Annotated in this window: 23 protein-coding genes; 7 read left to right on the plus strand and 16 right to left on the minus strand. The window is 40.7% G+C overall.

Annotation, left to right across the window (positions count from 1 at the left end; genetic code table 11):
• Positions 1-59 precede the first annotated feature (59 nt).
• Together AACS92_RS07400 and AACS92_RS07405 are read left to right on the plus strand one after the other, a co-directional pair.
• A complete protein-coding gene (locus AACS92_RS07400) occupies positions 60-839 on the plus strand; it encodes a PhzF family phenazine biosynthesis protein (RefSeq protein ID WP_099108329.1) in 780 nt (259 codons plus the stop codon).
• Between the two features lie 56 nt (positions 840-895).
• Positions 896-1,402 (plus strand): DUF1543 domain-containing protein, encoded by a 507-nt coding sequence (locus AACS92_RS07405; RefSeq protein WP_099108330.1) that lies wholly within the window; start codon positions 896-898, stop codon positions 1,400-1,402.
• A gap of 61 nt (positions 1,403-1,463) precedes the next feature.
• Here the strand turns inward: AACS92_RS07405 and lldD are convergent, their stop codons facing one another.
• The 3 genes from lldD to AACS92_RS07420 form a co-directional block, all read right to left on the minus strand.
• Entirely contained in the window at positions 1,464-2,615 is a 1,152-nt protein-coding gene (lldD, locus tag AACS92_RS07410; protein ID WP_099108331.1) for an FMN-dependent L-lactate dehydrogenase LldD, read from the minus strand.
• Between the two features lie 195 nt (positions 2,616-2,810).
• A complete protein-coding gene (locus AACS92_RS07415) occupies positions 2,811-3,383 on the minus strand; it encodes an RBBP9/YdeN family alpha/beta hydrolase (RefSeq protein WP_099108332.1) in 573 nt (190 codons plus the stop codon).
• A 198-nt stretch (positions 3,384-3,581) separates the two neighbouring features.
• Entirely contained in the window at positions 3,582-4,133 is a 552-nt protein-coding gene (locus AACS92_RS07420; protein WP_099108333.1) for an NADAR family protein, read from the minus strand.
• Between the two features lie 328 nt (positions 4,134-4,461).
• On the opposite strand from AACS92_RS07420, the gene AACS92_RS07425 reads away from it, so the two are divergent.
• Both AACS92_RS07425 and AACS92_RS07430 read left to right on the plus strand, forming a co-directional pair.
• Entirely contained in the window at positions 4,462-5,502 is a 1,041-nt protein-coding gene (locus tag AACS92_RS07425) for an NAD(P)-dependent oxidoreductase (protein WP_099108334.1), read from the plus strand.
• Positions 5,503-5,578: 76 nt separating this feature from the next.
• Positions 5,579-6,502: an AEC family transporter gene (locus AACS92_RS07430; protein ID WP_099108335.1), complete on the plus strand. Its 924-nt coding sequence runs from the start codon at positions 5,579-5,581 to the stop codon at positions 6,500-6,502.
• 170 nt (positions 6,503-6,672) lie between these two features.
• Here AACS92_RS07430 and dkgB read toward each other — a convergent pair whose 3' ends face one another.
• The 3 genes from dkgB to AACS92_RS07445 form a co-directional block, all read right to left on the minus strand.
• Positions 6,673-7,479 carry a 2,5-didehydrogluconate reductase DkgB gene (gene dkgB / locus AACS92_RS07435; RefSeq protein ID WP_099108336.1) on the minus strand — a complete coding sequence of 269 codons (807 nt, stop codon included), beginning with the start codon at positions 7,477-7,479 and terminating at the stop codon, positions 6,673-6,675.
• A gap of 137 nt (positions 7,480-7,616) precedes the next feature.
• Entirely contained in the window at positions 7,617-7,976 is a 360-nt protein-coding gene (locus AACS92_RS07440) for a DUF2335 domain-containing protein (RefSeq protein ID WP_244590433.1), read from the minus strand.
• 168 nt (positions 7,977-8,144) lie between these two features.
• Positions 8,145-8,351, minus strand: coding sequence for a Cro/CI family transcriptional regulator (locus AACS92_RS07445; protein WP_099108338.1), 207 nt, complete (start codon positions 8,349-8,351; stop codon positions 8,145-8,147).
• Positions 8,352-8,353: 2 nt separating this feature from the next.
• On the opposite strand from AACS92_RS07445, the gene AACS92_RS07450 reads away from it, so the two are divergent.
• Positions 8,354-9,154, plus strand: coding sequence for a LexA family protein (locus tag AACS92_RS07450; protein WP_241537837.1), 801 nt, complete (start codon positions 8,354-8,356; stop codon positions 9,152-9,154).
• An 87-nt stretch (positions 9,155-9,241) separates the two neighbouring features.
• On the opposite strand, the gene AACS92_RS07455 is transcribed toward AACS92_RS07450, so the two are convergent.
• Genes AACS92_RS07455 through atoD form a run of 3 tightly spaced genes read right to left on the minus strand, consistent with a single transcriptional unit; the run spans position 9,242 to position 11,894 of the window.
• Positions 9,242-10,567: a TIGR00366 family protein gene (locus AACS92_RS07455; protein ID WP_099108339.1), complete on the minus strand. Its 1,326-nt coding sequence runs from the start codon at positions 10,565-10,567 to the stop codon at positions 9,242-9,244.
• Positions 10,564-11,229, minus strand: a complete 666-nt coding sequence (locus AACS92_RS07460) for a 3-oxoacid CoA-transferase subunit B (protein ID WP_099108340.1) — start codon at positions 11,227-11,229, stop codon at positions 10,564-10,566. Before AACS92_RS07460 ends, AACS92_RS07455 begins: the two co-directional genes overlap by 4 nt.
• A 14-nt stretch (positions 11,230-11,243) precedes the next feature.
• A complete protein-coding gene (gene atoD / locus AACS92_RS07465) occupies positions 11,244-11,894 on the minus strand; it encodes an acetate CoA-transferase subunit alpha (RefSeq protein ID WP_099108341.1) in 651 nt (216 codons plus the stop codon).
• Positions 11,895-13,150: 1,256 nt separating this feature from the next.
• On the opposite strand from atoD, the gene AACS92_RS07470 reads away from it, so the two are divergent.
• Positions 13,151-13,744 (plus strand): lytic polysaccharide monooxygenase, encoded by a 594-nt coding sequence (locus AACS92_RS07470; RefSeq protein WP_099108342.1) that lies wholly within the window; start codon positions 13,151-13,153, stop codon positions 13,742-13,744.
• 16 nt (positions 13,745-13,760) lie between these two features.
• On the opposite strand, the gene AACS92_RS07475 is transcribed toward AACS92_RS07470, so the two are convergent.
• The 7 genes from AACS92_RS07475 to ubiG form a co-directional block, all read right to left on the minus strand.
• Positions 13,761-14,219, minus strand: a complete 459-nt coding sequence (locus AACS92_RS07475) for a lysozyme (RefSeq protein WP_099108343.1) — start codon at positions 14,217-14,219, stop codon at positions 13,761-13,763.
• 668 nt (positions 14,220-14,887) lie between these two features.
• Positions 14,888-15,343: a hypothetical protein gene (locus AACS92_RS07480; RefSeq protein WP_153044722.1), complete on the minus strand. Its 456-nt coding sequence runs from the start codon at positions 15,341-15,343 to the stop codon at positions 14,888-14,890.
• 710 nt (positions 15,344-16,053) lie between these two features.
• Positions 16,054-16,824: an N-acetylmuramoyl-L-alanine amidase gene (locus AACS92_RS07485; RefSeq protein ID WP_099108345.1), complete on the minus strand. Its 771-nt coding sequence runs from the start codon at positions 16,822-16,824 to the stop codon at positions 16,054-16,056.
• A 375-nt stretch (positions 16,825-17,199) separates the two neighbouring features.
• Positions 17,200-17,466, minus strand: a complete 267-nt coding sequence (yfaE, locus tag AACS92_RS07490; RefSeq protein WP_099108346.1) for a class I ribonucleotide reductase maintenance protein YfaE — start codon at positions 17,464-17,466, stop codon at positions 17,200-17,202.
• 1 nt (position 17,467) lies between these two features.
• Positions 17,468-18,598 carry a class Ia ribonucleoside-diphosphate reductase subunit beta gene (gene nrdB / locus AACS92_RS07495; RefSeq protein WP_099108347.1) on the minus strand — a complete coding sequence of 377 codons (1,131 nt, stop codon included), beginning with the start codon at positions 18,596-18,598 and terminating at the stop codon, positions 17,468-17,470.
• Between the two features lie 12 nt (positions 18,599-18,610).
• Positions 18,611-20,902 carry a class 1a ribonucleoside-diphosphate reductase subunit alpha gene (gene nrdA, locus AACS92_RS07500; protein ID WP_099108348.1) on the minus strand — a complete coding sequence of 764 codons (2,292 nt, stop codon included), beginning with the start codon at positions 20,900-20,902 and terminating at the stop codon, positions 18,611-18,613.
• A 358-nt stretch (positions 20,903-21,260) separates the two neighbouring features.
• Positions 21,261-21,995: a bifunctional 2-polyprenyl-6-hydroxyphenol methylase/3-demethylubiquinol 3-O-methyltransferase UbiG gene (gene ubiG / locus AACS92_RS07505; RefSeq protein WP_099108349.1), complete on the minus strand. Its 735-nt coding sequence runs from the start codon at positions 21,993-21,995 to the stop codon at positions 21,261-21,263.
• A gap of 209 nt (positions 21,996-22,204) precedes the next feature.
• On the opposite strand from ubiG, the gene gyrA reads away from it, so the two are divergent.
• Positions 22,205-24,847, plus strand: a complete 2,643-nt coding sequence (gene gyrA, locus AACS92_RS07510; protein ID WP_099108350.1) for a DNA topoisomerase (ATP-hydrolyzing) subunit A — start codon at positions 22,205-22,207, stop codon at positions 24,845-24,847.
• Positions 24,848-25,011 lie beyond the last annotated feature (164 nt).

Below are 25,011 nucleotides of genomic sequence, written 5' to 3' on the forward strand. Positions count from 1 at the left end.
ACAATCAAAAGCAATTTCAACATGCTAGCTGAGATTTTTTTATGTAAAGTGAGTTTCTGATGTCTTCATACCCTATTTATCATGTCGATGCTTTCACAGAAAAAAACTTTTCCGGCAATCCTGCTGCTGTTGTCTTACTGGATGAATGGCTGTCAGATGAGGTACTTATCGCTATCGCTGCTGAAATCAATCTTTCAGAAACAGCTTTTTTAGTCGGTGACCACCTGCGCTGGTTTACTCCCAGAGTGGAAGTGAATTTATGTGGGCATGCCACATTGGCAACAGCTTTTGTCCTCGTTGAAAAATGTTCATACCAAAATAAATTAATTACATTTAAGACCCGTTCCGGTGATCTACATGTGACTCATCAGGATGGTGTTTTTACATTAGATTTCCCCGCCGCTGATTGCCAGGAAGAGGCGACTCTGCTCCCTGTCATTCAGGATGCTCTAGGGCAAAAAATCAAAGCAGTATTTGCCTCCCATGATCGTTATATCTGTGTATTGGATTCTGCTGAGCAAGTCCGCCATATTCAGCCTGATTTCGATAAAGTTGCTTCCCTTCCTTTTCCTGGTCTTGCCATTACTGCTCCCGGCGATTCATCTGTTGACTTTGTTTCACGCCATTTCGCTCCGGCAAAAGGCGTTAATGAAGATCCTGTCACGGGTTCAACTCATTGTGTTTTAGCACCTTTCTGGGGTAAACGGCTTAATAAGTCCATCCTCCGCGCACGCCAGTTATCTGCACGGGGTGGTGATATATTGTGTGAAGTACAAGGAAAACGTGTTTATCTGACAGGAAAAGCTAAACTATTTTCTTACGGTCAAATCGTGCTTTAAATCAATTATCACTTTGCTTCTAAGCATAAAAATTAAAAAAAGCAATAAGGAAAGGTATGACTCAGTTATATATGTTTTATCTTGGTGGGAATGCCGGAAAATCCAATATCGAAGTTCATGATGTCCAATTTGTTGCTGTAAATAAGGTTGAAGAAGCCTACCCCGTGTTACGCGATGTGTGGTTTGGTGATAAAGATAAACTTCATCTGGATGGCTATATGCCTGTTAAATGGGCAGATGGCTATGATATTTCTCTCAACAAAAATGAATACGCAGGGGATTTACGACTTTATTTTGTAAACGTAGGTGGCTATCAAAAAAATTCACTAGCAGAAGCTCATGAATATGGATTTTTTGTTGGCCGTACAATTGAAGAAGCAAAAGAAAAAGCAAAAAAATGTTTGCTTACTGGCTATGATCAATTACATAAAGATAATCTGAAAGATGTTGATGACTGCCTGCTTTTGGGACAAGTGAGTGGCTACTATATTCATCTGACTGAAAACCCTAACGGGCTGCCTGATAAACCAGAATGGCAAGGGTATCGCCCAATCGGGATCTAATAAAAAAAGAGTCAGCAGCTTCATACCTTGCTGACTCTGCTAACTTCAAACCAGCAGTATGTTAAAATAATGGGCGCAGATTATTTACTAATAAATCTGAATTTATATCCTTGACAGATTTCGCTCCCGTCAGCGTCATAGCAACCCGCATTTCTTTATCAATCAATTCTAATAAGTTGGAAACTCCCGCTTCCCCCGCTGCTGCCAGAGCATACGCAAAGGCTCTCCCCAATAAAACACTATCAGCACCCAATGCAAGCATTCTTACGACATCTAACCCTGTGCGAATACCTGAGTCAGCCAGAATTGTAATGTCATTTTTAACAGCATCTGCAATAGCCGGTAAAGCTCTGGCACTAGAGAGAACACCATCCAATTGTCGCCCACCATGATTGGAAACGACGATACCGTCAGCACCAAAACGGACAGCGTCTTTAGCATCTTCAGGATCAAGTATGCCTTTAATAATCATCGGCCCTTGCCAAAAATCACGTATCCACTCTAAATCTTTCCATGATATAGACGGATCAAAATTGCTCCCTATCCAACCGATATAATCTTCCAGTTTGGTCGGCGTACCACGGTATAAGGATATATTGCCAAGATCATGTGGTTTTCCCATCACACCAACATCCCACGCCCAGCGCGGGTGGGTGATTGCCTGTAAAAAACGCCGTATCGCTGCATTCGGGCCACTCATTCCTGAATGAGCATCGCGATAGCGAGCACCGGGAGCAGGCATATCAGCAGTAAATACCAGATTTTTAACACCGGCTTCCTTTGCCCTTTCCAGAACATTGCGCATAAAACCACGATCTTTTAATACATAAAGCTGAAACCATATCGGGCGCTCGATTGCTGAAGCCACTTCTTCAATCGGGCATACAGATACCGTAGATAAGGTAAATGGAATACCTTTTTTAGTCGCGGCCCGGGCGGCCTGTACTTCTCCACGGCGAGCATACATACCACTTAAACCTACCGGAGCCAATGCCACGGGCATTGATATCTTCTCACCAAATAGACACGTTTCCAGATTCAGTTCAGACATGTCTTTCAGCACGCGCTGGCGTAGCTCAATATGAGATAAATCTTCGGTGTTACGTCTCAGAGTGTGTTCTGCATAGGCTCCGCCATCAATATAATGAAACAGGAAAGGGGGTAGCTTATCCTGTGCCGCAGCCCGGTAATCAGTTGAAGCGGAAATAATCATGACCTTCACCTCTGCCCAAAATAAAATTGACGGCAATAATATTGTTTTGACTGATCATATTGCCCATGACCAGCACATCAGGCAACGTAATGCGAAACATAAAAATAGATAAACTTGTTCCACAAAACATCTTTTTTATCTGATGGCTGATGATAGTTTAGGCAAAATAACAGAAGTAAAGTGAGCTGATACTGTTCAACCGGATACCATTGTTTTCAGGGCATCATAAACAGGCAACAAACGGATAAAACCTTCCCTGTCGAGAAAGTGCCCTGCATTCTCAATATTAATAATTTCAGTTTGTAATGAATTAGCAAGAGCATGAGATGATTCGGGAGAGACAATCTCATCATTAGACGAAATGATAGAAACACGGTGTGCTGTTACTTCACGTAAAAATACATAATTCAATGGCTGAACAGTGAAACTATCTAATTCCGGCATGGTGCTCTGCGCAGAGTCGCACCCTGCAACCAAAATATATCCACCGACTTTATCGGTCGTGTCTTTGATTGCCTCTAAGTGACGAAGTAAAGTCACACACCCAAGACTATGGCCAATAAAGATTGTATTATCATCCACATTGGGTGCAATCTCCATTAGCTTTCTGGCCCACCCTTCCGGTGTAGGTGATAACGATTCAGGCATTTCCGGTACAATTACTTCTGCACCTTGTTCAGTCAGCACTTCTTTTAACCAGGGAAACCAATTTGATGAAGGTGAAGCAGTATAACCGTGGATAATGATAACTTTTTTACCAGAAAACATAGCCAGCTCCTTTATTATTGATGGTGTCATTGATTCTATACACAATGAATTTCAAGATGCATCGCGGCGGCAAGGGAAAGAATCCCCAGAAGCATAGATAACTATGTGACTGGGGTGAACGAGCGCAGCCAACAAAGAGGCAACTTGAAAGACGAAGTGTATATCCTAATGAACAAGAGTGTCGGTCATATTCTGTATTCACTCACCCTCGATTTTTAATTTTTCGCGCACAGCCATTAAAGCAAAACCTAGTAAGTTCAGACCATTCCATGCTAAGGGATTATAAATATCAGGATTATCTTCTGCCATTCCTACGCCCCAAATCCTATCTACAGGGCTGGCTTCTACTAATACCTTATCTCCCGTCCGCAATAAAAATGCCTCCATTGCCGGATTTTGAGAAAATTTAGCTATATTTCCATCAATAACAATCTTTGACCGATGCTCGTTCCAAATTGATTGGTTAAAGCCTCTCACTTCCCGACCATAAGATTTCGCGGCTCCCGGATTTTTTGCATTAATAATCTTTTCCATTGTAGCAAAATCATTAAATAACCGGGCTTTCCCAGCCATCATATAATGTTCTGCACTAATATAACTGACGCCATCTACGACAAATTTCGCAGGATACCACTGGCTTAAACATGATTTAGTGATGAGTTCAGTATGATGGGTTTTATGACCCCAGAAAAAGAGATATTTAATATCCTCTTTTGACTGATAAAGCTTACATAGCGTTTTAATATCCATATTATTTCTCTGTAGTAAATATTCGCCATGTCACTTCAGCACAACCCACTGAAGTGACAAAATCATTTTATGATCAGGTCACACAAAATCTAAATGCGTTAAAAGTAAATTTCACATTCCGATACGCCAGATTTATAAACACTTCAATACTATTGGTTAAAATCGGCAATTAGGGATCCTACAATTAGTGCAGTTAGAATCGATCTTGATGATTGTCCCATATTTTTCGGCAAACCAATATCAAACGAATCTCTGGTGAAAGTAACCTGCAAACTGTTAAAAAAATTCGGTGGAGAAATACTGCCCTTGGCCTGACAGGATGTAATGTATGAAAAAGAAAATTTTCTTGTTAGATACGCTTCCAGGAACGCTATTCGAAAAGGAAATAAATGGCTATCTCTCTCCTGATATTGAATTAGTTATTAACATTCCTGACGATATTCAGATAAATAGTCAGAATCACAACTATCGCTTTGAACGAGTTAATATTAATACGCAAAACGCACAACAAATACTTTCGGTAGCTAAACATTTTGGTGGATTTCATGCTATAAAATTGAGAAAAAATATTCCTCTCAGAAGGAATTTATTGTGCAGCTTAGTTGAAAAAGAACTTATTACCCCATTACAGGTGATTGGCCAAGCGGGAGTTGGGCTAAATCACATCGATATTCAGACTGCAGAATCACTTAAAATAGAGGTGATTAACACTCCTGCTTCAAATGCAACTGCTGTTGCTGAATTCACCTTATTACAAATGTTAGCTCTATTACATCAAACAGACTGGCATCAACGACAAATGCGCGAAGGTATTTGGACGAAAACTATGCGACCATCTTCAAACTCATTGAGTGATGTCAAAATAGGGTTGGTTGGCAGTGGCGCAATTTCTCAAGCCTTATTACATCTGTTAAAACCTTTTGCTCCTCAAGTGACAATCCTAGGCAGCCATCGATTCACTGATAAAAAAGCAGAAGCTCTGGGTGTTCGTCGAGCCTACAATATTAAATCTTTACTTATTGATAACGATATAATTTCTTTACATCTTCCGCTAAATACTGAAACGCATCATCTGATTAATAGAGCCATCCTTCCTCATTTTCGAAAAGGAGCCTACTTGCTTAATATGGCGCGTGGTGGTTTGATCGATGAAAAGGCTCTCGCGTCATTCATGCAACAAAATCCAGGTTGGATCTCCGGTGTTGCTCTGGATACTTTCGAAAATGAAGGAGAGAGCTTTTCTACGCCAATGAAAGATTTTGATGAGGCCCTGCTGACACCTCATATCGCAGGTTCAACTTCCTCAGCCATATTAAACTCAGCACTAAAGGTTCAACAGGCCATTCTGTCCTATCTGGGATTGAAGTAGTATAAGGATCTCAGATACCTCATAAGCCTGCTATTCTGATTAACGTGTATTGTTATTTCATCTTTTAAGGGGCTTTATGCTATTACAAATCATAATGGCTGCACTCGGGCCTATTGTTTTAGGTTTAGCAGTAGGTTGGCTGTCCGGTAAATATGGATTGATAAAACGTGAATATTCACAAGCATTTGCCGACTTTGTTGTTAAAATTGCCTTACCTTTTGCTTTATTTCTCGCAGCCGCAAAAGCACCACCATCAGTACTACTGAATATTAACTACTTATTAACGTTAGCTGTCGGGTTGATTGCATCTTATATTATCGGTTTCTTTGCAGGTAAGATTCTCTTCCGTCATGATAAAAAAGATGCAGCCATGCAGGCATTATCCGTTTCTTTCCCGGACATGGCTTACTGTGGGCCACCGGTATTATTGGCAACCGTCGGTTCATCCGGCCTGATTGCCATGATACTTGGGAATTTAATCTATACCATTATTATTATTCCTTTCACTTTACTGATGATAAGTGACAGGCAACAAAATAGTAGTGTTTTTAAATCGGTTGGAAAAGCCATTGCTCAACCATTAGTGTTTTTGCCCATTCTGGGAGCACTACTGGCAATTTTTGGCGTCAAGCTACCGGAAATTTTGCAAAACTCCGTCGATGAATTAGGTAAAACAGCGGGTGGTGTTGCCCTGTTCTTCCTTGGCTTATTACTCTCAGGCATTAAATTAAAGATCAGTGTTGAAATCGTTTTTAACGTCTTCGTAAAAAACTTTGTACAGGCAGCTTTAGTCCTTGGTACAGGTATCGCATTAGGTCTTCAAAGCGATATGTTGAAATCGGCATTTATTATCGGTTTTTTGCCAACCGCAACGGCAGTCCCTGCACTGGCAATCACTAATAAAGCTTACACAGATACCTCCGCAGAAACTGTGTTACTCAGTACTCTTGCTGCCCTTATCTCTATTATCGGTGGTATTACCATCGTCGAAATGTTGTAACTCAACTTTACAGGCCACTGATATTAATAAATTATTTGATATTTTAGCGAAATGTTTTTCAAATCGTTCTACCAGCTAAAAAGCGCAGATTCGTTGATAGTGTAATATTCGAACATGTTTTCCCTCAGCATTGCTGAGGGATGACTCAGGAAATGAACAGACGGGAGTAATTAGTTATCCCACTGAGGAGCAAGACCTTCCGGGTTAACGATACGTTCGTTACATTCAAGAGCAGCAATAGCGGCCATATCATCTGCATCAAGTTTCAACGCAGTAGATTTTAAGTTGCTCGCTAAATTCTCTTTCTTGGTTGAAGAAGGGATCACGCTATACCCCAATGACATTGCCCAAGACAAAATGACCTGTGCAGGAGTAGACTGGTGTTTTTCAGCAATGTGCCCGATAACTTCATCATGAATCGCTTTGCCATAAGCTAAGGTCATGTAAGAAGTGATATGAATACCATGCTCTTGTGCCCAAGCAGTTACATCACGATTTTGCAAATAAGGGGAAAGCTCAATCTGATTCGTGGCAATATGTTCAGCACCTACCGCCTCAATTGCCTGTTGCATCAAATCAATGGTGAAATTTGAAACACCAATTTCACGTGTTAATCCCATTTCTTTGGCTTCCAGCAACGCATTCATTGTTTCTGCAACACTCACCACGTTCTTTGGTGACGGCCAATGAATGAGTGCCAAATCCACATAATTCGTACGCAGTTTCACAAGACTCTCTTTGAGGCTTGATATCACTTTTTCTTTGCTCAGATTTTCTGTCCAGATCTTTGTCGTAATATAAATGTCTTCACGGGCAATACCACTTTCTTCTATCGCTTGGCCTACCGCTGCTTCATTTTCGTAAATCTGCGCAGTATCAATCGCGCGATACCCCAGCTCAAGAGCATTTTTTACCGATGCTATGACAACATCATCTTTCAGGCGAAAAGTACCTAATCCGAATGCAGGAACAGACATAATAAAATCTCATACCGTTAATGTTTAATCCGAGGTTTATTATCATGAGATCGTTTTCTCTGAAAAAGAGCAATAAATGCAGAAGTCTTTTGCGTTTACTGCAACAATACTGGAATTACCGTCAAGTTTTGGCAGGATTATTTACTGCTTAACTTTCTTCCTATCACAAATACCGCCGCCAGCCCAATCAGATCAATGGTAACTAGCGTTCCTGCAAATACCATTTCACCTCTGAATGCAAAAAATGTCGCAATAATTAAGATAAACATCGCAATGGAAAACCCCATCCACTGCCCTCTTCTCTCTTTTTTTATCATGCCATCCAGCGCCAACCTATTATTGTCATACTGAAATTTCTGCTCTTTCTCTCTGAATAATAATATTCTTTCAGTGCTTCCAGACAATATGGATTCATAATCCCTTAATACATCGGGAGGAGGCAGAGGCCCAATGCAGCCCGAATATGCCTCATTTTCTAAATTCTTTTTATTATTCAAAATTTCCTGATAATCATTTGCGGGCATAATATCAAAAATACTCCCCATCGCTCTGAGATAACAACGAATGTGATAAGCCATATTTTCTCCGAAAGAATATACACAAAATAGATGAGAATAAAATCAACTAACTAATTAACAAGAATCAATAATTAATACTACTGAAATTCATTCTTTTCCTGATTCAGATGGTTTCTGGCTCGGAAATGGCCGACATTCTTCAGCTTTATAACTCCCATCTTCCTGACGGACTAAAAATATTTTTCGCCCGGCACGTAATGCCTTACTAATAGCGGTTTGATGTACTCCAATTAAATTCGCTGTTTTCGCCTGACCATTTTGTTTTACATATTCTGATAATGAAATCTTTTCCATATATGCCTCCTGTTTTTCTGAATAATATCCAAAGTATTAAATATTTCAATACTTTTAGTATTTACTATTTTAATAGCATTGGTATTAAAATAGGTTTTATGAAAAAGAAACTCACAGCAGAACAACTTGCAGATGCCAAACGCTTAAAAGACATATACGTGTCAAAGAAGAAACAGCTAGGTATCTCTCAGGAAAAATTCGCGGATGAACTTGGCAAGAGTCAGGGAGCAATCTCGCATTATCTTAATGGTACAAATGCGCTTAATTTGGAGATAGCCGCTTATTTTGCCAATAAATTAGAGGTCACAATCACAGATTTCAGCCCCACATTGGATAAACAAGCAAAGAAACTCTTAACTGCCGTTTATGGCAAGAATATTGTTCTGGTTGAGAAACCCGATACCTGCAAACAATACCCATTACTCGACTGGGCAGATGCCGGCAATTGGTGTGAAGAACCCGTATTGCCCTACAGTATTAAACAGAGGTACGACAGCACTGTTGAGTGTTCACGCCATGCTTTTTGGCTGGAAGTAAAAAATGATTCTATGACTTCACCAAATGGGATCAGTATCCCGCAAGGGATGCTCATTTTAGTAGATCCGAAAGTCAAACCCCTCGCTAATAAATTAGTTATTGCAAAACTTGAGGGTGAAGAAAAATTAACGTTTAAACAATTAATTACGGAAGGATATGATACATATCTTAAGCCACTGAATCCTCAATACAGTATGATACCTCTTAGTGATAATATTCATATTCTGGGTGTCGTAGTGGAAGCCAGAGTGGCGAAATTACCCTAAAGCAAAAATTTATTTATATACATGGGTTTCAGGATGTATCGCGGCGGCAAAGGAGTGACAAAAGCCGACCGCCGCGAAGTGTATCATTTAATAAAACAAGGTAAGTCCTATAATAAATATCAAGCCGGAGAAAAGAAGCGCGGTGATGCAGTAACCCATAATGTCACGCACACCCAGGCCTGCAATAGCCAGTGCCGGTAATGCCCAGAATGGTTGCGCCATGTTCATCCATTGTTCACCATATGCAATAGCCATAACCGATTTACCTAAATCAGCCCCCAAAGCTTCTGCCGCAGACATCACAAACGGTCCCTGAATAACCCAGTGACCTCCACCAGACGGCACAGCAAAGTTAATCAGTGCAGAACTTAAAAACGTCATCATCGGGAATGTATCTTTGTTGGCAACGTTGATAAAAAACTCAGTGATAAGCCTGCCCAACCCTGAACCTTCCATCATTAACTGAATACCGGCATAAAAAGGAAACTGCACCAGAATACCCGCAGTGCTTTTCGCCGCTGCACTTATCGCTCGCATATACGCCATCGGGGTTTTATGTAGTAATAAACCGGTCAGCAGGAAAATCATGTTGACTGTGTTGATGGTAATATTAAAACCATTGCTGAAGAAATATATGCCGAGGTAGGTAAATCCCAGTATTCCGATGAGCCCTGCGATAATACGGCTTTCTTCCATACGTTCAGATAACGGGGCATTTTCTGGCAATTTTTTCTGATAATCAGGCTCTTCTTCCAGCAATGCTGGATCGATTATCACAATATCCTCTTTCTTTGGCATCATCATACGGGTGACAAACGGCATCACAACGATAAGGCTGAGAGTGATAAAGATATTGTAACGGGTAAATAGGGTCTGGCTAATGGGTATCAGGCCTGCAATATGTTCAACCGGATTACCGGGAGTTGCAGCCAACAGTGGCATTGAGCCGGAAAAACCACCTCCCCATGTCAGAAAGCCGATGTAAGCACAAGCTATCAGTAACGGGTAATCTGAGCCGGGTATTCTACGTGCTACTTCACGGGCAAACATCGCGCCAACAACCAGACCAAATCCCCAATTAATCACACAGGCAACGGAGCCAAAAAAAGTCACCAACATCACTCCCTGAGCAGGATTTTTTGCCAGTGAAGCAGTCAGCCTCAGAAGGCGCTTAACCGGATCGGAACTTGCCAGTGCATGTCCCGTGACTATAATCAGCGCCATCTGCATTCCGAAGGCAAGTAAGTTCCAGAAACCATCCCCCCACATTTTTGCCAGATCCACAGAAGTGCTAGGCGTCAACGATAGCGCAATAATAAAGGTAAGTATGGTGAGTAACATGGCAAAGATGAGAGGGTCAGGCAGGTAACGGCTAACAATCCGTGTCATTATACGAGAAATGCGACCTATCATAGGCCATCTCCGATCACACCAGAAAACATCGGCTTTACATTAGGAGAGATGATAAATTCAGCCTCAGTTTTCACTTTGATAGTGTCAATGTCTATACCCGGTGCATACTCAGACAATATCATCTGATTATTTTCGAAACGGAATACTGCAAGTTCCGTGATCAATGTATCCACCGCATTTACTGCTGTCAGTGGCATAGTACACTCACGCAAAATTTTGGCTGAACCCTCTTTTGCACAATGTTCCATTGCAATAATCACCTTACGAGCTCCGGTGACCAAATCCATTGCACCACCCATACCCGTTATCCTTTTTCCCGGTATCAACCAATTAGCTAGGTTTGCATTCTGGTCAACCTGCAAGCCCCCCAGTACACTGACGTCAATATGACCACCTCGGATCAGTGCAAAAGAAAAAGCACTGTCAAACATAGAAGCTCCCGGCAATACACCACAAGGTTGCCCTCCTGCGTTCACCAAATCTTTATCGATCTGTGTAACAGGCCCCAAACCGAGAAAACCGTTCTCAGACTGTAGGGTAATATGCACTCCCTCTGGCAAATAGTTCGCCACCTGAGTCGGAAGACCAATACCAAGGTTAACAATATCTCCATCGTTCAATTCAAGGGCTACACGGCGAGCGATCAATTCTTTAACGTCCATAGTTAATTCCCTTTTTATTTAACAATGAGATAATCAATAATGGCTCCCGGCGTGACAATATGATCCGGATCGAGAGAACCGACAGGAACAATTTCATCCGGTTCAACAAATGTGGTATCTGCGGCCAGTGCAATAAGCGGGTTAAAATTACGGGCGCTGAGATGATAAGTCAGATTGCCGAAAGTATCGGCTTTATGAGCCTGAATCAGAGCCAGATCAGCATATAATGGAAGCTCCAGAAGATATTCACGGCCATTGATCATTTTCTTTTCTTTCCCTTCTTCCACCATGGTTCCCACACCTGTTGGAGTTAGAAAACCACCCAATCCCGCACCAGCACAACGGATCCGTTCAGCCAGTGTTCCTTGTGGTATCAGCTGCACTTCCATTTCACCGGAAATCATGCGGCGGCCTGTTTCCGGATTAGTTCCGATATGAGAAGCAATGACTTTTTTTACCCGCCCATTGACAATCAAAGGCCCCAGACCAATATTAACGAGCGCGGTATCATTGGTAATAAGGGTCAAATCTTTTACCCCTGAATCAAATAACGCTGTAACTAAATGTGGTGGAGTGCCAACTGCCATAAATCCGCCAACCATAACGGTCATTCCATCACAAAAGAATTCCTTTGCCTGCTCAATCGTTATTTGTTTATTTTTCATGTTACTTTCCTTATTAATAAAATCCTCTTCAACAATGAAATAATAAAGTGGATAAAAAAATATTAAATTTTAATTTTTCCACCCATAATAGAATAATTAAGACAACAAATTTTATTGAATCTATATAAATTGATAGAAATTAGCTTATTATGTGGTAATAAAATTTAAACACTGAGAAATTTATGACATGAAAATCCCAAACGAAAAAATAATTCTAAAAACAAATAATTGGATTGTTAATAATAGGATTGATTCATCCCTTCCTGGCTATGTGATACTACAATCCAGACATAACCATATGAATCTTTGTGATTTATCAAACAAAGCCATACAGGAAATGGGAATTCTTATGGGATATATTGAAAAAACCTTAAAAAAATTTATTTTTCTAACACACTTCTATATATACATAATGGATTTCAAGATGCATCGCGGCGGCAAGAGAGTGAACCCCCGGGAGCATAGATAACTATGTGACCGGGGTGAGCGAGCGCAGCCAACAAAGAAGCAACTTGAAAGACGAAGTGTATAGGAAGATTATGGTCATACACCCAATACACCATTTCACTTTCATTTTATACCTGTATCAAAATGGATATTGAATTTATTCTGGAGTGATGAACGTTATCGGATATTAGGTAATTTTGGGAAATCATCAGAGTCACACCTTACTGATGGAGCTGAACTCACTTTTTTTATTTGGCGTGAATTTTGCGAGAAAGAAATTTCACCACCAGTGCAAGGAGTGTCTGTTGATGGAATTATTTCAGCACTAAAAATAGAACTGAAAAACGCAATAACCGTTTCATGAGAAAAAATCACCCAGAAAATTCAATTGATAATCAAAGCATTAACCACCCAAAGATCAATGTTATCATGATAGGATATGACACGTATTGTATTCAAATATATAAAAAAAGAGAGCTATTTATTATCTGTTTATTGTATGCTAGCTTCATGTAACATATATTACTATCAAAGTATGTTTTCACACACCCTCATTTGCTTCTTATTATTCCTTCACCCTCCTTGTTTTCTGGGAGGGTTCTTTGTTATATATACCCAAATTCTTTTAGAAATTCTCTCCTTCTATTACACCTGTAATATAAATTAAGTATTTATAACTTAATGATTTTGTTATAAACACTCATATGTATTACTGTATAAATCACATATATTTTATAATAGTGATTTAATATAACACATTAATAAATTTACTATTTTTACAGTCAAGCACGGAAAATAGGACTTTTATCATGAATATTAAAAAGCCATTATTGTTAGTAGGACTGACAGCTTTATTCTCTAATCCTCTATTCGCTAATGCTGAGTCTCAGAATCGCCATGGCTATATAGAAAACCCTCCAAGCAGAGCACTTCTATGTAAAAAAGGAATCAATAAAAATTGTGGCCCTGTCATGTATGAACCCCAATCTGTTGAAGGCCCGAAAGGATTTCCTGAAGCAGGGCCACCTGATGGCCAGATAGCCAGTGCGGGTGTTGGACAATTCAAACAGCTCAATGAACAAAGCGCAGATCGTTGGCATCACGTTCCGGTTAATAAAGGACAAAATACATTTAAATGGCATTTAACTGCCCGACACAGCACGACATCATGGCAGTTTTTTATAACTAAACCTGACTGGGATCCGAATAAACCTCTTGCTCGCGCGCAATTCGATCTTACGCCTTTCTGCTCACAGGAAGATCATGGAAAACGGCCACCACAGGAAGTGAATATTGACTGTGAGGTTCCTGAACGCTCAGGCTACCACGTGATCCTTGGTGTCTGGACAATCGCTGATACGTCCAATGCTTTCTATCAGGTCATTGATGCTGATATAAAATAGTTATCTGGGGCATTAATTATGTGCTGGTGAAAGAGCCAGCACATGATAAAAACATTTTTTGTTCGGATTTTCGACGGGCCAGTAACGCGGGTAATTCGTGCCCGTTGGCCTGATCCCATTTCAGAAATTCCTGCGCAGCACCTTGATAATTACCCTCATTCAATTTCTTCAGTAACGTTGAACGAAGAAAATTACCAATGCCCACATTAAAAATGAACGAACATAACGCATCGAATTGTCCCTGTGTTAAAGCAACCTTAACGAATCGTTGTAATACGGCATAAATAGGGGTTAAATCTTCAAGCAAAAATGCTTCTGCTTGTTGGCTGGTAATCACCTGACCGGGAACAACTCCTTTCGTATGTCCATAACCTATTGTCCAAGGCTCAGCGCCTGTCGCAGGGTCTGGATAAGCTTTTAGTCTCAGACCCTCATAACTTTTTATTGCATTGATGCCATTTTCACTGATTTCCATAAGCGCCCTCCAATAGTTGAATTCACTATCAGGTTAAAACTTATTCTTCTGGATAAAGTATAGACAGATTAAAAAGTTATACGCATATGTCACAGTACAAATGGTGATAAATCAACAGGTTATATTTACACAATCAACCAATTAAAACTTTAATTTCAATTGGTTATATGAAGTTACAAAAATATTTTAAATTTTAAAAAAATAATTTAATAAATACCTTGACTCTTTTCTGTTTGTGCATAAAATGCCACTCAGAATTTAAATTTTCGTGAAGTAAATCACAATTTATAAACTCTGAAAGGAAACCATCATGAAATCTGTAAAATCTTTCTTCTCCAATGTACATTGTGTTGTTATTCGTCTGTCAACAAAACGTTTCATGTAAAAAACTATGCCAATGCTGAAAAAATAAGCCAGTTAAAATAAAAAACTGGCTTTTTATTATTCAATTTTCAAAATAGTCTGACTGATTCTCTAAAATGTATTAATCGCAATGTGATCTATCACATTAGATTGAAAGGCATGATTCAGATGAATGGCTATGAGGAGTGGCAGCATGAAGAATTACTCAGTAGTTCGTAACGTTTTATAATAAAAATCCATTAACAACATAGGCTAATTTAACTCAATAACCTGATTGATTTAGGTGAAATTTTATTTCGTATTACTCATCGTTTTTTGACACAGTACTCTAAAGAGAGAATATAAGCCCCCTTTAGGTTAGGAATATTTATTTTAGAAATAAAAAACTCATTTTTACCCGGTCTAAAATACCCCAATCCATAACCTTGTCCACCATATATTAAAGTGTTTTCACCTATCTCTAAGAGATCTTTTTTATTTAAGATGCCAAATTTAGTGATCAGAGTTAATTTAGGGCTGACAAATTCTTGAGGTTTTATTTCATGAATAATAAAACTCGCATTTTTATAAGAAACTGTAGCTGTATCCTGATTTGCAGAAAAAAAATACATCCCGCCACTCCTGAGAGTAGCATCATTCAATTCCTTATTTATTTTGCACAAATATTCACCATCATAAGGTGATTTTGCCTCAGCGGTATTATATATGGCTGTGACTACCCCTACCGTCATGACAATCACAACTAACCGTACTCCCATCATAGGCTCCTGACAATCTTCGTAACGGTATATACTCGTCGTCTTTTAAGTTGCCTCGTTTTCTGGCCGCACCCTACCTCTGATGACTATCGTTAATTATAAACACATAGTTATTTGTCTATGCTCCAGAAAATTTATTCTATTGCTACCACAACACAGTTTAAGATATTTTCAGTATAAAACACTTTATATAATCCATGGATTAAAAAAATCCATAAAGAAAACATTAAGATTAGATTAGCATTTACCAAAGAGCAAGGATGAAACAAAAAAGCATAACAATATATGCGATTAAAACAATAAATTTCACCTAAAATAGATATTACCTATAATTTATATTAATAATGGCATAGAGTTTCAAAAAGGCACGATATTAATAATTTTCCATTATTATCAATAGGTTAATTTATATAGCAAAGATATAAATGGAGTTATATTCAGTGAAACTTAGAATTGTATCCTAACAGTAAAGAAAAAATCTTCTCAGCCAATGGCTAATTTTCAGTGAGATTTTGATACATCTTTGGTCACCATATTTTTATAAATAAGATGACCGATGAGTGGATGCAGCCAAAAAGAAACAGCTTAAAAGATAAAGAGTGTAATTCGTTCTTATCATTTGCCGGGACTGTATTTAATACAAACAAACTCTAAGATAAGACATTAATGAAAATTTCATAAAATCATATTACGAATAATTGTTCTATTATTTTCTAGGCTTTGTGAAAATATTTTTCAACTAATGCATATATAATTGCGACAGTTTCTATATCAGAAATTCCATCATAATTTGACTGGCGAAAGTGCATTTGAAATGCTTTAATTAAATTTTTAAAACCGTCATTATCATTCAAGTTAGGGACATCATAACCATACTGACTAAATTTTTTCAAAATATCGGCTCGATCAGGAAGAGATTGATTAAACTCTTTAATATATTTTTGTTTTACCTCTTCGTCATACCACGCTCCTATTCCTGCATCATATAATTCTTTCCAAGGAAACGCAGGGCCTGGATCACTTTTCCTACCCACAGCAATATCAGAATGCCCGATAACATGAGTCGGGGTAATATCCGGGTATCGCTGTAGTATATTAACGACTAACTCCTTAATCGCATTAATCTGATCTGGATGATAAGGTGGAAAAGTTATAACACCACAATTATCGCTGGCTTCATTAATAATCTCTATGCCAATAGATGTATCATTCAGGTTATTTCTACCTGACCAACTACTCATACCTGCGTGCCAGGCTCTTTCAGGCTCATCAACCAGATTAAATATACGAAGACAGTCAAATCCAGCTGCTTTATATGTTGGATCATCAGGGTTAGGCACTAAATAATGCGCACTGACTCCTTCCCCCGTCAATGCCTCGACTGATTTTTCGAAATTTAATGCAGTGTAATGCATCACTAAAAAACGGGGACGTCGATTAAAACTTTTGATTGAACGGTATGAGTTATAATCAATTTTATACATAGATATGCTCCTTACCTTTTACTTATCTTATCGATTAAATTGTTTTAAATGAATCACTCCGCCAAAAACAGCAGAGAATTAAATCCTAATAGATTAAAATTACATAAAATATCTATAATCACTGAATTAACTAAATTTATTTTTCTGGCACTGCCAATATTCAGTAAGGATTGGATAGTATTTATAAAGATAAGGGAATTAATAACAAGAAGCAATGGAGAAGAAAGGTCAACAACGAGAAAAAGTAAGCATATCAATTCATATCTCTAATATACTTACTATTAATAATGGCTTTAATATTGGACAGCAGTGAAAATTTACAATTTCTCTGCCTTATTTACTATCTACCGGATAGAAAATTTCCGTCAATATCAATCAAGGCTCAATTTCAATATCAGAAAGAGGATAACAGCTACAAGGTAAAATCTCGCCCTCATTAACGAATGCTAATGGCTTACAAGGATACCCTACCTTCCCTTTTAGCAATCGAACACGACAAGAACCACAATATCCTTCACGACATTGATATTCAATCTGTACTTTGCCTTGTTCTAAAGCTTCCAACAGATTACTGTGAAGACGGGAAGAGTAATAGACAGATAATCCCTGCCTCAAAGGCAGGGTAACTTTGTAATCAGCCATATCAGAGTTCGAAACCGCTGAGATCCTCAGTATTGACTTCCGAATCAATCTGACCAACCAAATAAGAGCTGACTTCGACTTCCTGTGGAGCCACCTGAACATTGTCAGAAACCAACCACGAATTGATCCAAGGAATCGGGTTTGAGCGGATTTCAAATGGCAGCTTCAGACCTACAGCCTGCATGCGAATATTAGTAATATATTCAACATACTGACTCAGAATATCTTTATTCAGGCCAATCATCGAGCCATCTTTAAACAGATACTCTGCCCATTCTTTTTCCTGTTCAGCTGCCTGTACAAACAGGTCATAACACTGCTGTTCACACTCTTGCGCAATTTCTGCCATTTCAGGATCATCCTGACCAGAGCGCAGTAGGTTCAGCATGTGTTGAGTGCCTGTTAAATGCAGGGCTTCATCACGAGCGATCAATTTGATGATTTTTGCATTGCCTTCCATCAATTCACGTTCAGCAAATGCAAATGAACAAGCAAAGCTGACATAGAAACGAATCGCTTCCAGCGCATTGACACTCATCAAGCATAAATAAAGCTGTTTTTTCAGTGCGCGTAAACTCACTGTGATTTCCTGACCCGCAACATTATACGTACCCTCACCCAACTGGTGATAGTAATTGGTCATTTCAATCAGATCGTCGTAATACTTCGAAATATCTTGCGCTCGTTTCAGGATCTGCTCATTTGTAACAATATCGTCAAATATAACAGCAGGATCATTCACGATATTACGGATAATATGTGTGTAAGAACGCGAATGAATTGTTTCTGAAAACGACCATGTTTCAACCCACGTTTCTAATTCTGGGATTGAAATCAGCGGCAGGAACGCTACGTTCGGGCTACGGCCCTGAATAGAATCCAGCAACGTCTGATATTTCAGATTACTAATAAAAATATGTTTTTCATGATCCGGCAGCGCGTTGTAATCGATGCGATCACGGGAAACATCAACTTCCTCAGGACGCCAGAAAAACGAGAGCTGTTTTTCAATCAGCTTTTCAAAAATAGGGTACTTCTGTTGATCATAACGCGCTACATTCACAGGTTGGCCGAAAAACATCGGCTCCTGTAACTGATCATTTTTTACTTGCGAAAAAGTAGTATAGGACATAGTTTCCTCAGATTAAATCTTACACGCGCCGCCTTCACAATCGGAATCAGCAGATTCGACAACTTCTTCCAAATCATCCTGAGCATCTTCCGCACCGTCTCGGGTGTTGTGGTAATACAGTGTCTTTACGCCATATTTGTAAGCGAGCAGTAAATCTTTCAGCAATTGGTTCATCGGAACTTTGCCGTTAGGGAAACGCGCTGGGTCATAGTTAGTGTTGGCAGAAATCGACTGATCGATAAATTTCTGCATGATCCCTACCAATTGCAGATAACCGTCAATGCTTGGCATTTGCCACAGCAATTCATAAGACCTTTTCAAACGATCATATTCCGGTACAACCTGGCGCAGAATGCCATCTTTTGATGCCTTAATGCTGACGTAACCTCTTGGTGGTTCAATACCATTCGTTGCATTGGAAATCTGTGAAGAAGTTTCCGATGGCATCAGCGCTGATAAGGTTGAGTTACGCAGACCATATTGCAGGATATCGCTACGCAGAGCTTCCCAATCCATATGCAATGGTTCACTGGTCAATGTATCCAGCGATTTTTTATAGGTATCAATCGGCAGAATGCCCTGTGAATAAGTTGTTTCACCAAACCACGGACATGCTCCCTGCTCTTTAGCCAGCTTATTGGAGGCCTTCAACAAATAGTACTGAATGGCTTCAAATGTTTTATGAGTCAAACCGTTCGCACTGCCATCAGAATAACGAACACCGTTTTTCGCCAGATAATAGGCAAAGTTAATGACACCAATACCCAGTGTACGACGCCCCATTGAACCCTGTTTAGCAGCAACAATCGGATAATCCTGATAATCCAATAAGGAATCCAGTGCGCGAACAGCCAAATCTGCCAGCTCTTCCAGCTCACTCAGATTCTCAATAGCTCCAAGGTTGAACGCAGACAGCGTACATAATGCGATCTCGCCATTTTCATCGTTAATGTTATCCAACGGTTTGGTCGGCAGAGCAATTTCCAGACACAGATTCGACTGACGAACAGGCGCAATAGCCGGATCAAACGGACTGTGTGTATTACAGTGGTCAACGTTCTGAATATAAATACGGCCGGTTGAAGCACGTTCCTGCATCATCAAAGAGAACAGTTCTACTGCTTTGATACGCTCTTTACGGATATTGCTGTCATTTTCATATTGCGTATACAGGCGTTCAAATTCATCCTGATCAGCAAAGAAAGCATCATATAACCCCGGTACATCGGACGGGCTGAACAGAGTAATGTCTTGCCCTTTGATCAAGCGTTCATACATCAGCTTGTTGATCTGCACACCATAGTCCATATGGCGAACACGGTTTCCTTCAACACCACGGTTGTTTTTCAGCACCAGCAGGCTTTCTACTTCCAGATGCCACATTGGGTAGAACAATGTCGCCGCACCACCACGAACACCACCCTGAGAGCAGGATTTCACTGCTGTCTGGAAGTGCTTGTAAAATGGAATACAACCAGTATGGAAAGCCTCACCACCGCGGATCGGGCTGCCCAATGCACGGATACGGCCTGCATTCACCCCAATACCTGCACGCTGGGATACATATTTCACAATCGCACTGGATGTTGCATTGATAGAATCAAGGCTGTCACCACATTCAATCAGAACACAGGAGCTGAACTGACGGGTTGGAGTACGAACTCCCGCCATAATCGGCGTTGGTAATGAAATTTTAAAAGTAGAAACCGCATCGTAAAAACGACGGATATAATCCAGACGTGTTTCCTTCGGATAGGTGGAAAACAAGCATGCAGCTACCAGTACATACAAGAACTGGGCACTTTCATAAATTTCACCGGTAACACGGTTCTGTACCAGATATTTGCCTTCGAGCTGTTTAACAGCTGCGTAGGAAAAATCCATATCACGCAGATGGCTAATAAAACTGTCCATTTGCTCGAATTCTTCTTTGGAGTAGTCTTCCAGCAAATGTTTGTCATACTTACCTAAATCGACCATACGTACAACGTGGTCATATAACGCTGGTGGCTCAAATTGACCATAAGCCTTTTTGCGCAGGTTAAAAATGGCTAAACGCGCTGCCAGATACTGGTAATCCGGAGCATCACCTGAGATCAGGTCCGCAGCAGCCTTAATCATGGTTTCATGGATATCGGATGTTTTAATACCGTCATAAAATTGAATCTGGGAACGCAACTCTACTTGTGATACTGAGACATTTTTCAGCCCTTCGGCAGCCCAGGCAACAACCCGGTGAATTTTATCAAGATCAATTTGTTCTTTATGCCCATCACGCTTGGTTACTAGCAGACTCTGGTTCATGAGGAAATACACCTTCTTTTTCGTATCTCACCTTGAATTGTTTTTCCTGTCCGTTGACAGCACGATGCCCCCAAGAAGACTGAAAGTCAGTTGGGAACTAGTAGCAATGAAACGTCCAGAAACACAATATATAGGGGGTAAATAAAACTGTAATAACAAGATAATGTTAATTTCGCATTTTATCAAGTGTACAAAATCGGGAAGTTTTGTGGATAACTTGAGGATTAATTTTGTCAAAAAGCCGATAACCTGCGTAGTTACTTGATGTTACTTTCGCAAACCTATCGGCAGAAACTCAAAAATAAAAACTTAAAAAAAGTATCTATTTGTTGTTTTATTAATCCTTTAATCGATCTTGTTAAGCGGATTGGGTATGAAGCATGTAATTCACATCCACATTGTGTCCAAGACGAAATTTATCTGTTAACGGATTGTAATGAAGGCCAATAATATGTTGATCTTTCAGGGAAGTTTTATCCAGCCAGCCAATTAGCTCCGAAGGGCGGATAAATTTTTTCGCATCATGTGTTCCTTTTGGCACCATGTTCAAAATATATTCAGCGCCGATAACAGCGATTAGCCACGCTTTTCGATTACGGTTAATAGTGGAAAAAAATACATGGCCACCAGGTTTAACCAGTTTGGCACAAGCGCGAATAGCCGACCCCGGATCGGGGACGTGTTCCAGCATTTCCATACAAGTAACGACATCATAGGCGTGCGGATGCTGTTCGGCATGACTTTCCACGGTTTCCTGCACATAAGTCACCGACATACCGGATTCCAAGGCGTGCAGCCGGGCAACCTGCAATGGTTCAAAACCCATGTCCAGACCGGTCACATCAGCCCCTTCACGAGCCATACTCTCTGACAGTATTCCGCCACCACATCCGACATCCAGTACTTTTTTACCAAAAAGTCCTTCGGCTCGTTGCAAGATATAATTCAAGCGTAATGGATTAATACGGTGCAATGGCTTAAATTCGCCGTCAAGGTCCCACCATCGGGAAGCAACTGCTTCAAATTTTTCGATTTCCTGTTGATCCACGTTGGCATGTGATTGAGTGTGTGAATCGGGGATTTTAGCGTTCATCAGCAATATCGCTCCTAGGAACTGCTTCACAGAAAACTGGTTCACAGAAAACTGATTCACAGAAAATGTAACAGTATTATGGGGATGTGTGATAAGAAACTATTATACACACCTTAATCTTGAAATACCCGCATCTGATTTTTATAAAACTGTCAATTTGTGGTATAATTCTAAGCCTTTGAATTCGGAGTATGAGGGACAGTGGCTCCATGAGCGACATTGCCAGAGAAATCACCCCGGTCAATATCGAAGAAGAGCTGAAAAGCTCATATCTGGATTATGCGATGTCCGTTATTGTTGGACGCGCACTGCCAGATGTTCGAGACGGACTGAAGCCCGTACATCGCCGTGTACTTTTTGCGATGAATGTACTGGGAAATGATTGGAATAAACCCTATAAAAAATCTGCCCGCGTTGTTGGGGATGTGATCGGTAAATACCATCCACACGGCGACACCGCTGTTTACGACACGATCGTTCGTCTGGCACAGCCATTCTCCATGCGTTATATGCTGGTTGACGGTCAGGGGAACTTTGGGTCAGTTGACGGCGACTCTGCGGCTGCGATGCGTTATACCGAAGTACGCATGTCAAAAATAGCCCATGAATTGCTGGCAGACCTGGAAAAAGAGACCGTCGATTTTGTGCCTAACTATGATGGCACTGAGCAAATTCCCGATGTAATGCCAACCCGTATCCCCAATCTACTGGTGAATGGTTCATCAGGGATTGCGGTCGGCATGGCAACTAACATACCGCCTCATAACCTGTCTGAGGTGATCGATGGCTGTCTGGCTTATATTGATGATGAAAATATCAGTATTGAAGGCCTAATGGAATATATTCCGGGGCCTGATTTCCCGACAGCAGCCATTATTAATGGTCGTCGTGGTATTCAGGAAGCCTACCGCACTGGTCGCGGTAAAGTTTATATCCGTGCCCGCGCAGAAGTTGAAACTGACGAGAAAAATGGCCGCGAAACCATTATCGTCAATGAAATCCCTTATCAGGTAAACAAAGCTCGCCTGATTGAGAAAATCGCTGAACTGGTGAAAGATAAGCGTATCGAAGGGATTAGTGCGTTACGTGACGAATCCGATAAAGATGGTATGCGCATCGTTATCGAAGTAAAACGTGATGCGGTCGGTGAAGTTGTTCTGAATAATCTGTACTCTCTCACCCAGTTGCAGGTTTCATTCGGTATCAACATGGTTGCTCTGCATCAAGGTCAACCTAAGCTGCTTAACCTGAAAGAAATTCTTTCTGCATTTGTCAGCCACCGCCGGGAAGTTGTCACCCGCAGAACGATTTTTGAACTACGCAAAGCCCGTGATCGTGCTCATATCCTTGAAGCACTGGCTATTGCGCTGGCAAATATCGATCCGGTTATCGAATTGATCCGCCGTGCTCCTACTCCTGCTGAAGCGAAAGCCAACCTCATTTCTCAGGCATGGGAATTAGGTAATGTTGCAGCAATGCTGGCTCAGGCCGGTGACGATGCCGCTCGTCCTGAGTGGCTGGAGCCAGAATTTGGTATTCGTGACGGCAAGTACTATCTGACCGAACAACAGGCTCAGGCTATTTTGGATCTGCGTTTGCAGAAACTGACCGGTCTGGAGCACGAAAAGCTGCTTGATGAATACCGCGAGCTGCTGAAAGTTATCGCTGAACTGATGTTCATTCTGGAAAGCCCTGAGCGTCTGCTGGAAGTCATCCGGGAAGAGTTACTTGCCATCAAAGAGCAGTATAACGATAAACGTCGTACTGAACTGACTGAAAATTCAGCAGATATCAACATTGAAGACCTGATCAATCAGGAAGATGTTGTGGTCACACTTTCCCATCAGGGATATGTAAAGTACCAGCCTCTGTCTGATTATGAAGCCCAGCGCCGTGGTGGTAAGGGTAAATCCGCAGCACGTATCAAAGAAGAAGATTTCATTGAGCGTCTTCTGGTAGCCAATACTCACGATACAATTCTTTGCTTCTCTAACAAAGGCAAAATGTACTGGCTCAAAGTCTATCAGTTGCCAGAAGCAAGTCGCGGAGCCCGTGGCCGCCCAATCGTCAACCTGTTGCCATTAGGTCAGGATGAACGCATTACCGCTATTCTGCCGGTACGTGAATATGAAGAAGGTCTGAATATCTTCATGGCAACTGCAAGCGGCGTTGTTAAGAAGACTAAACTCAGCGAATTCAGCCGTCCGCGTAGCGCCGGTATTATCGCCGTTAATCTGAATGAAGGCGATGAACTAATCGGTGTTGACCTGACTGATGGCAGTAATGAAGTCATGCTGTTCTCTGCACAGGGTAAAGTTGTCCGCTTCCTTGAAGAAGAGGAAGAAACGCTGGAAGATGGTACGGTTCGCGTGAAAGGCGTCCGTGCAATGGGACGTACTGCAACCGGAGTCCGGGGTATTAAACTGGCTGAAGGAGATAAAGTCGTTTCCCTGATTATTCCTCGCGGAGAAGGACAGATCCTGACGGTGACAGAAAACGGTTATGGAAAACGAACCGCAGAGAAAGAGTACCCAACCAAATCCCGTGCAACTCAGGGCGTTATCTCGATCAAGGTCAGTGAACGTAACGGTAATGTGATTGGGGCAATTCAGGTTGAACCAACCGATCAAATCATGATGATTACTGATGCCGGAACATTGGTACGCACCAGAGTGTCTGAAGTCAGCACCGTCGGCCGTAATACTCAAGGGGTTACCTTGATCCGCACGGCAGAAGATGAAAAAGTGGTTGGCTTGCAGCGTGTAGCTGAACCTGATGATGACGAAGACGAAGACGGTAATATAGTCACGCCTTCTGATGAAGAAGGTAATGGAGCAGAAAATCAGGAGTAACATCCTCTTTTTCTGAACCACTGATACATTAAAAAAAGCAGGTATAAAAAATACCTGCTTTTTTATGTGATTTTTTTTAGTACCAAATGCTACTTTGTATTCCCTGCTACACTAGTATATGCTGTTAACAGTTATTATTGACCACATTTTTATCAGGCGACCTC

The organism is Xenorhabdus sp. KJ12.1 (assembly GCF_963876495.1).
GTDB lineage: Bacteria > Pseudomonadota > Gammaproteobacteria > Enterobacterales > Enterobacteriaceae > Xenorhabdus > Xenorhabdus stockiae.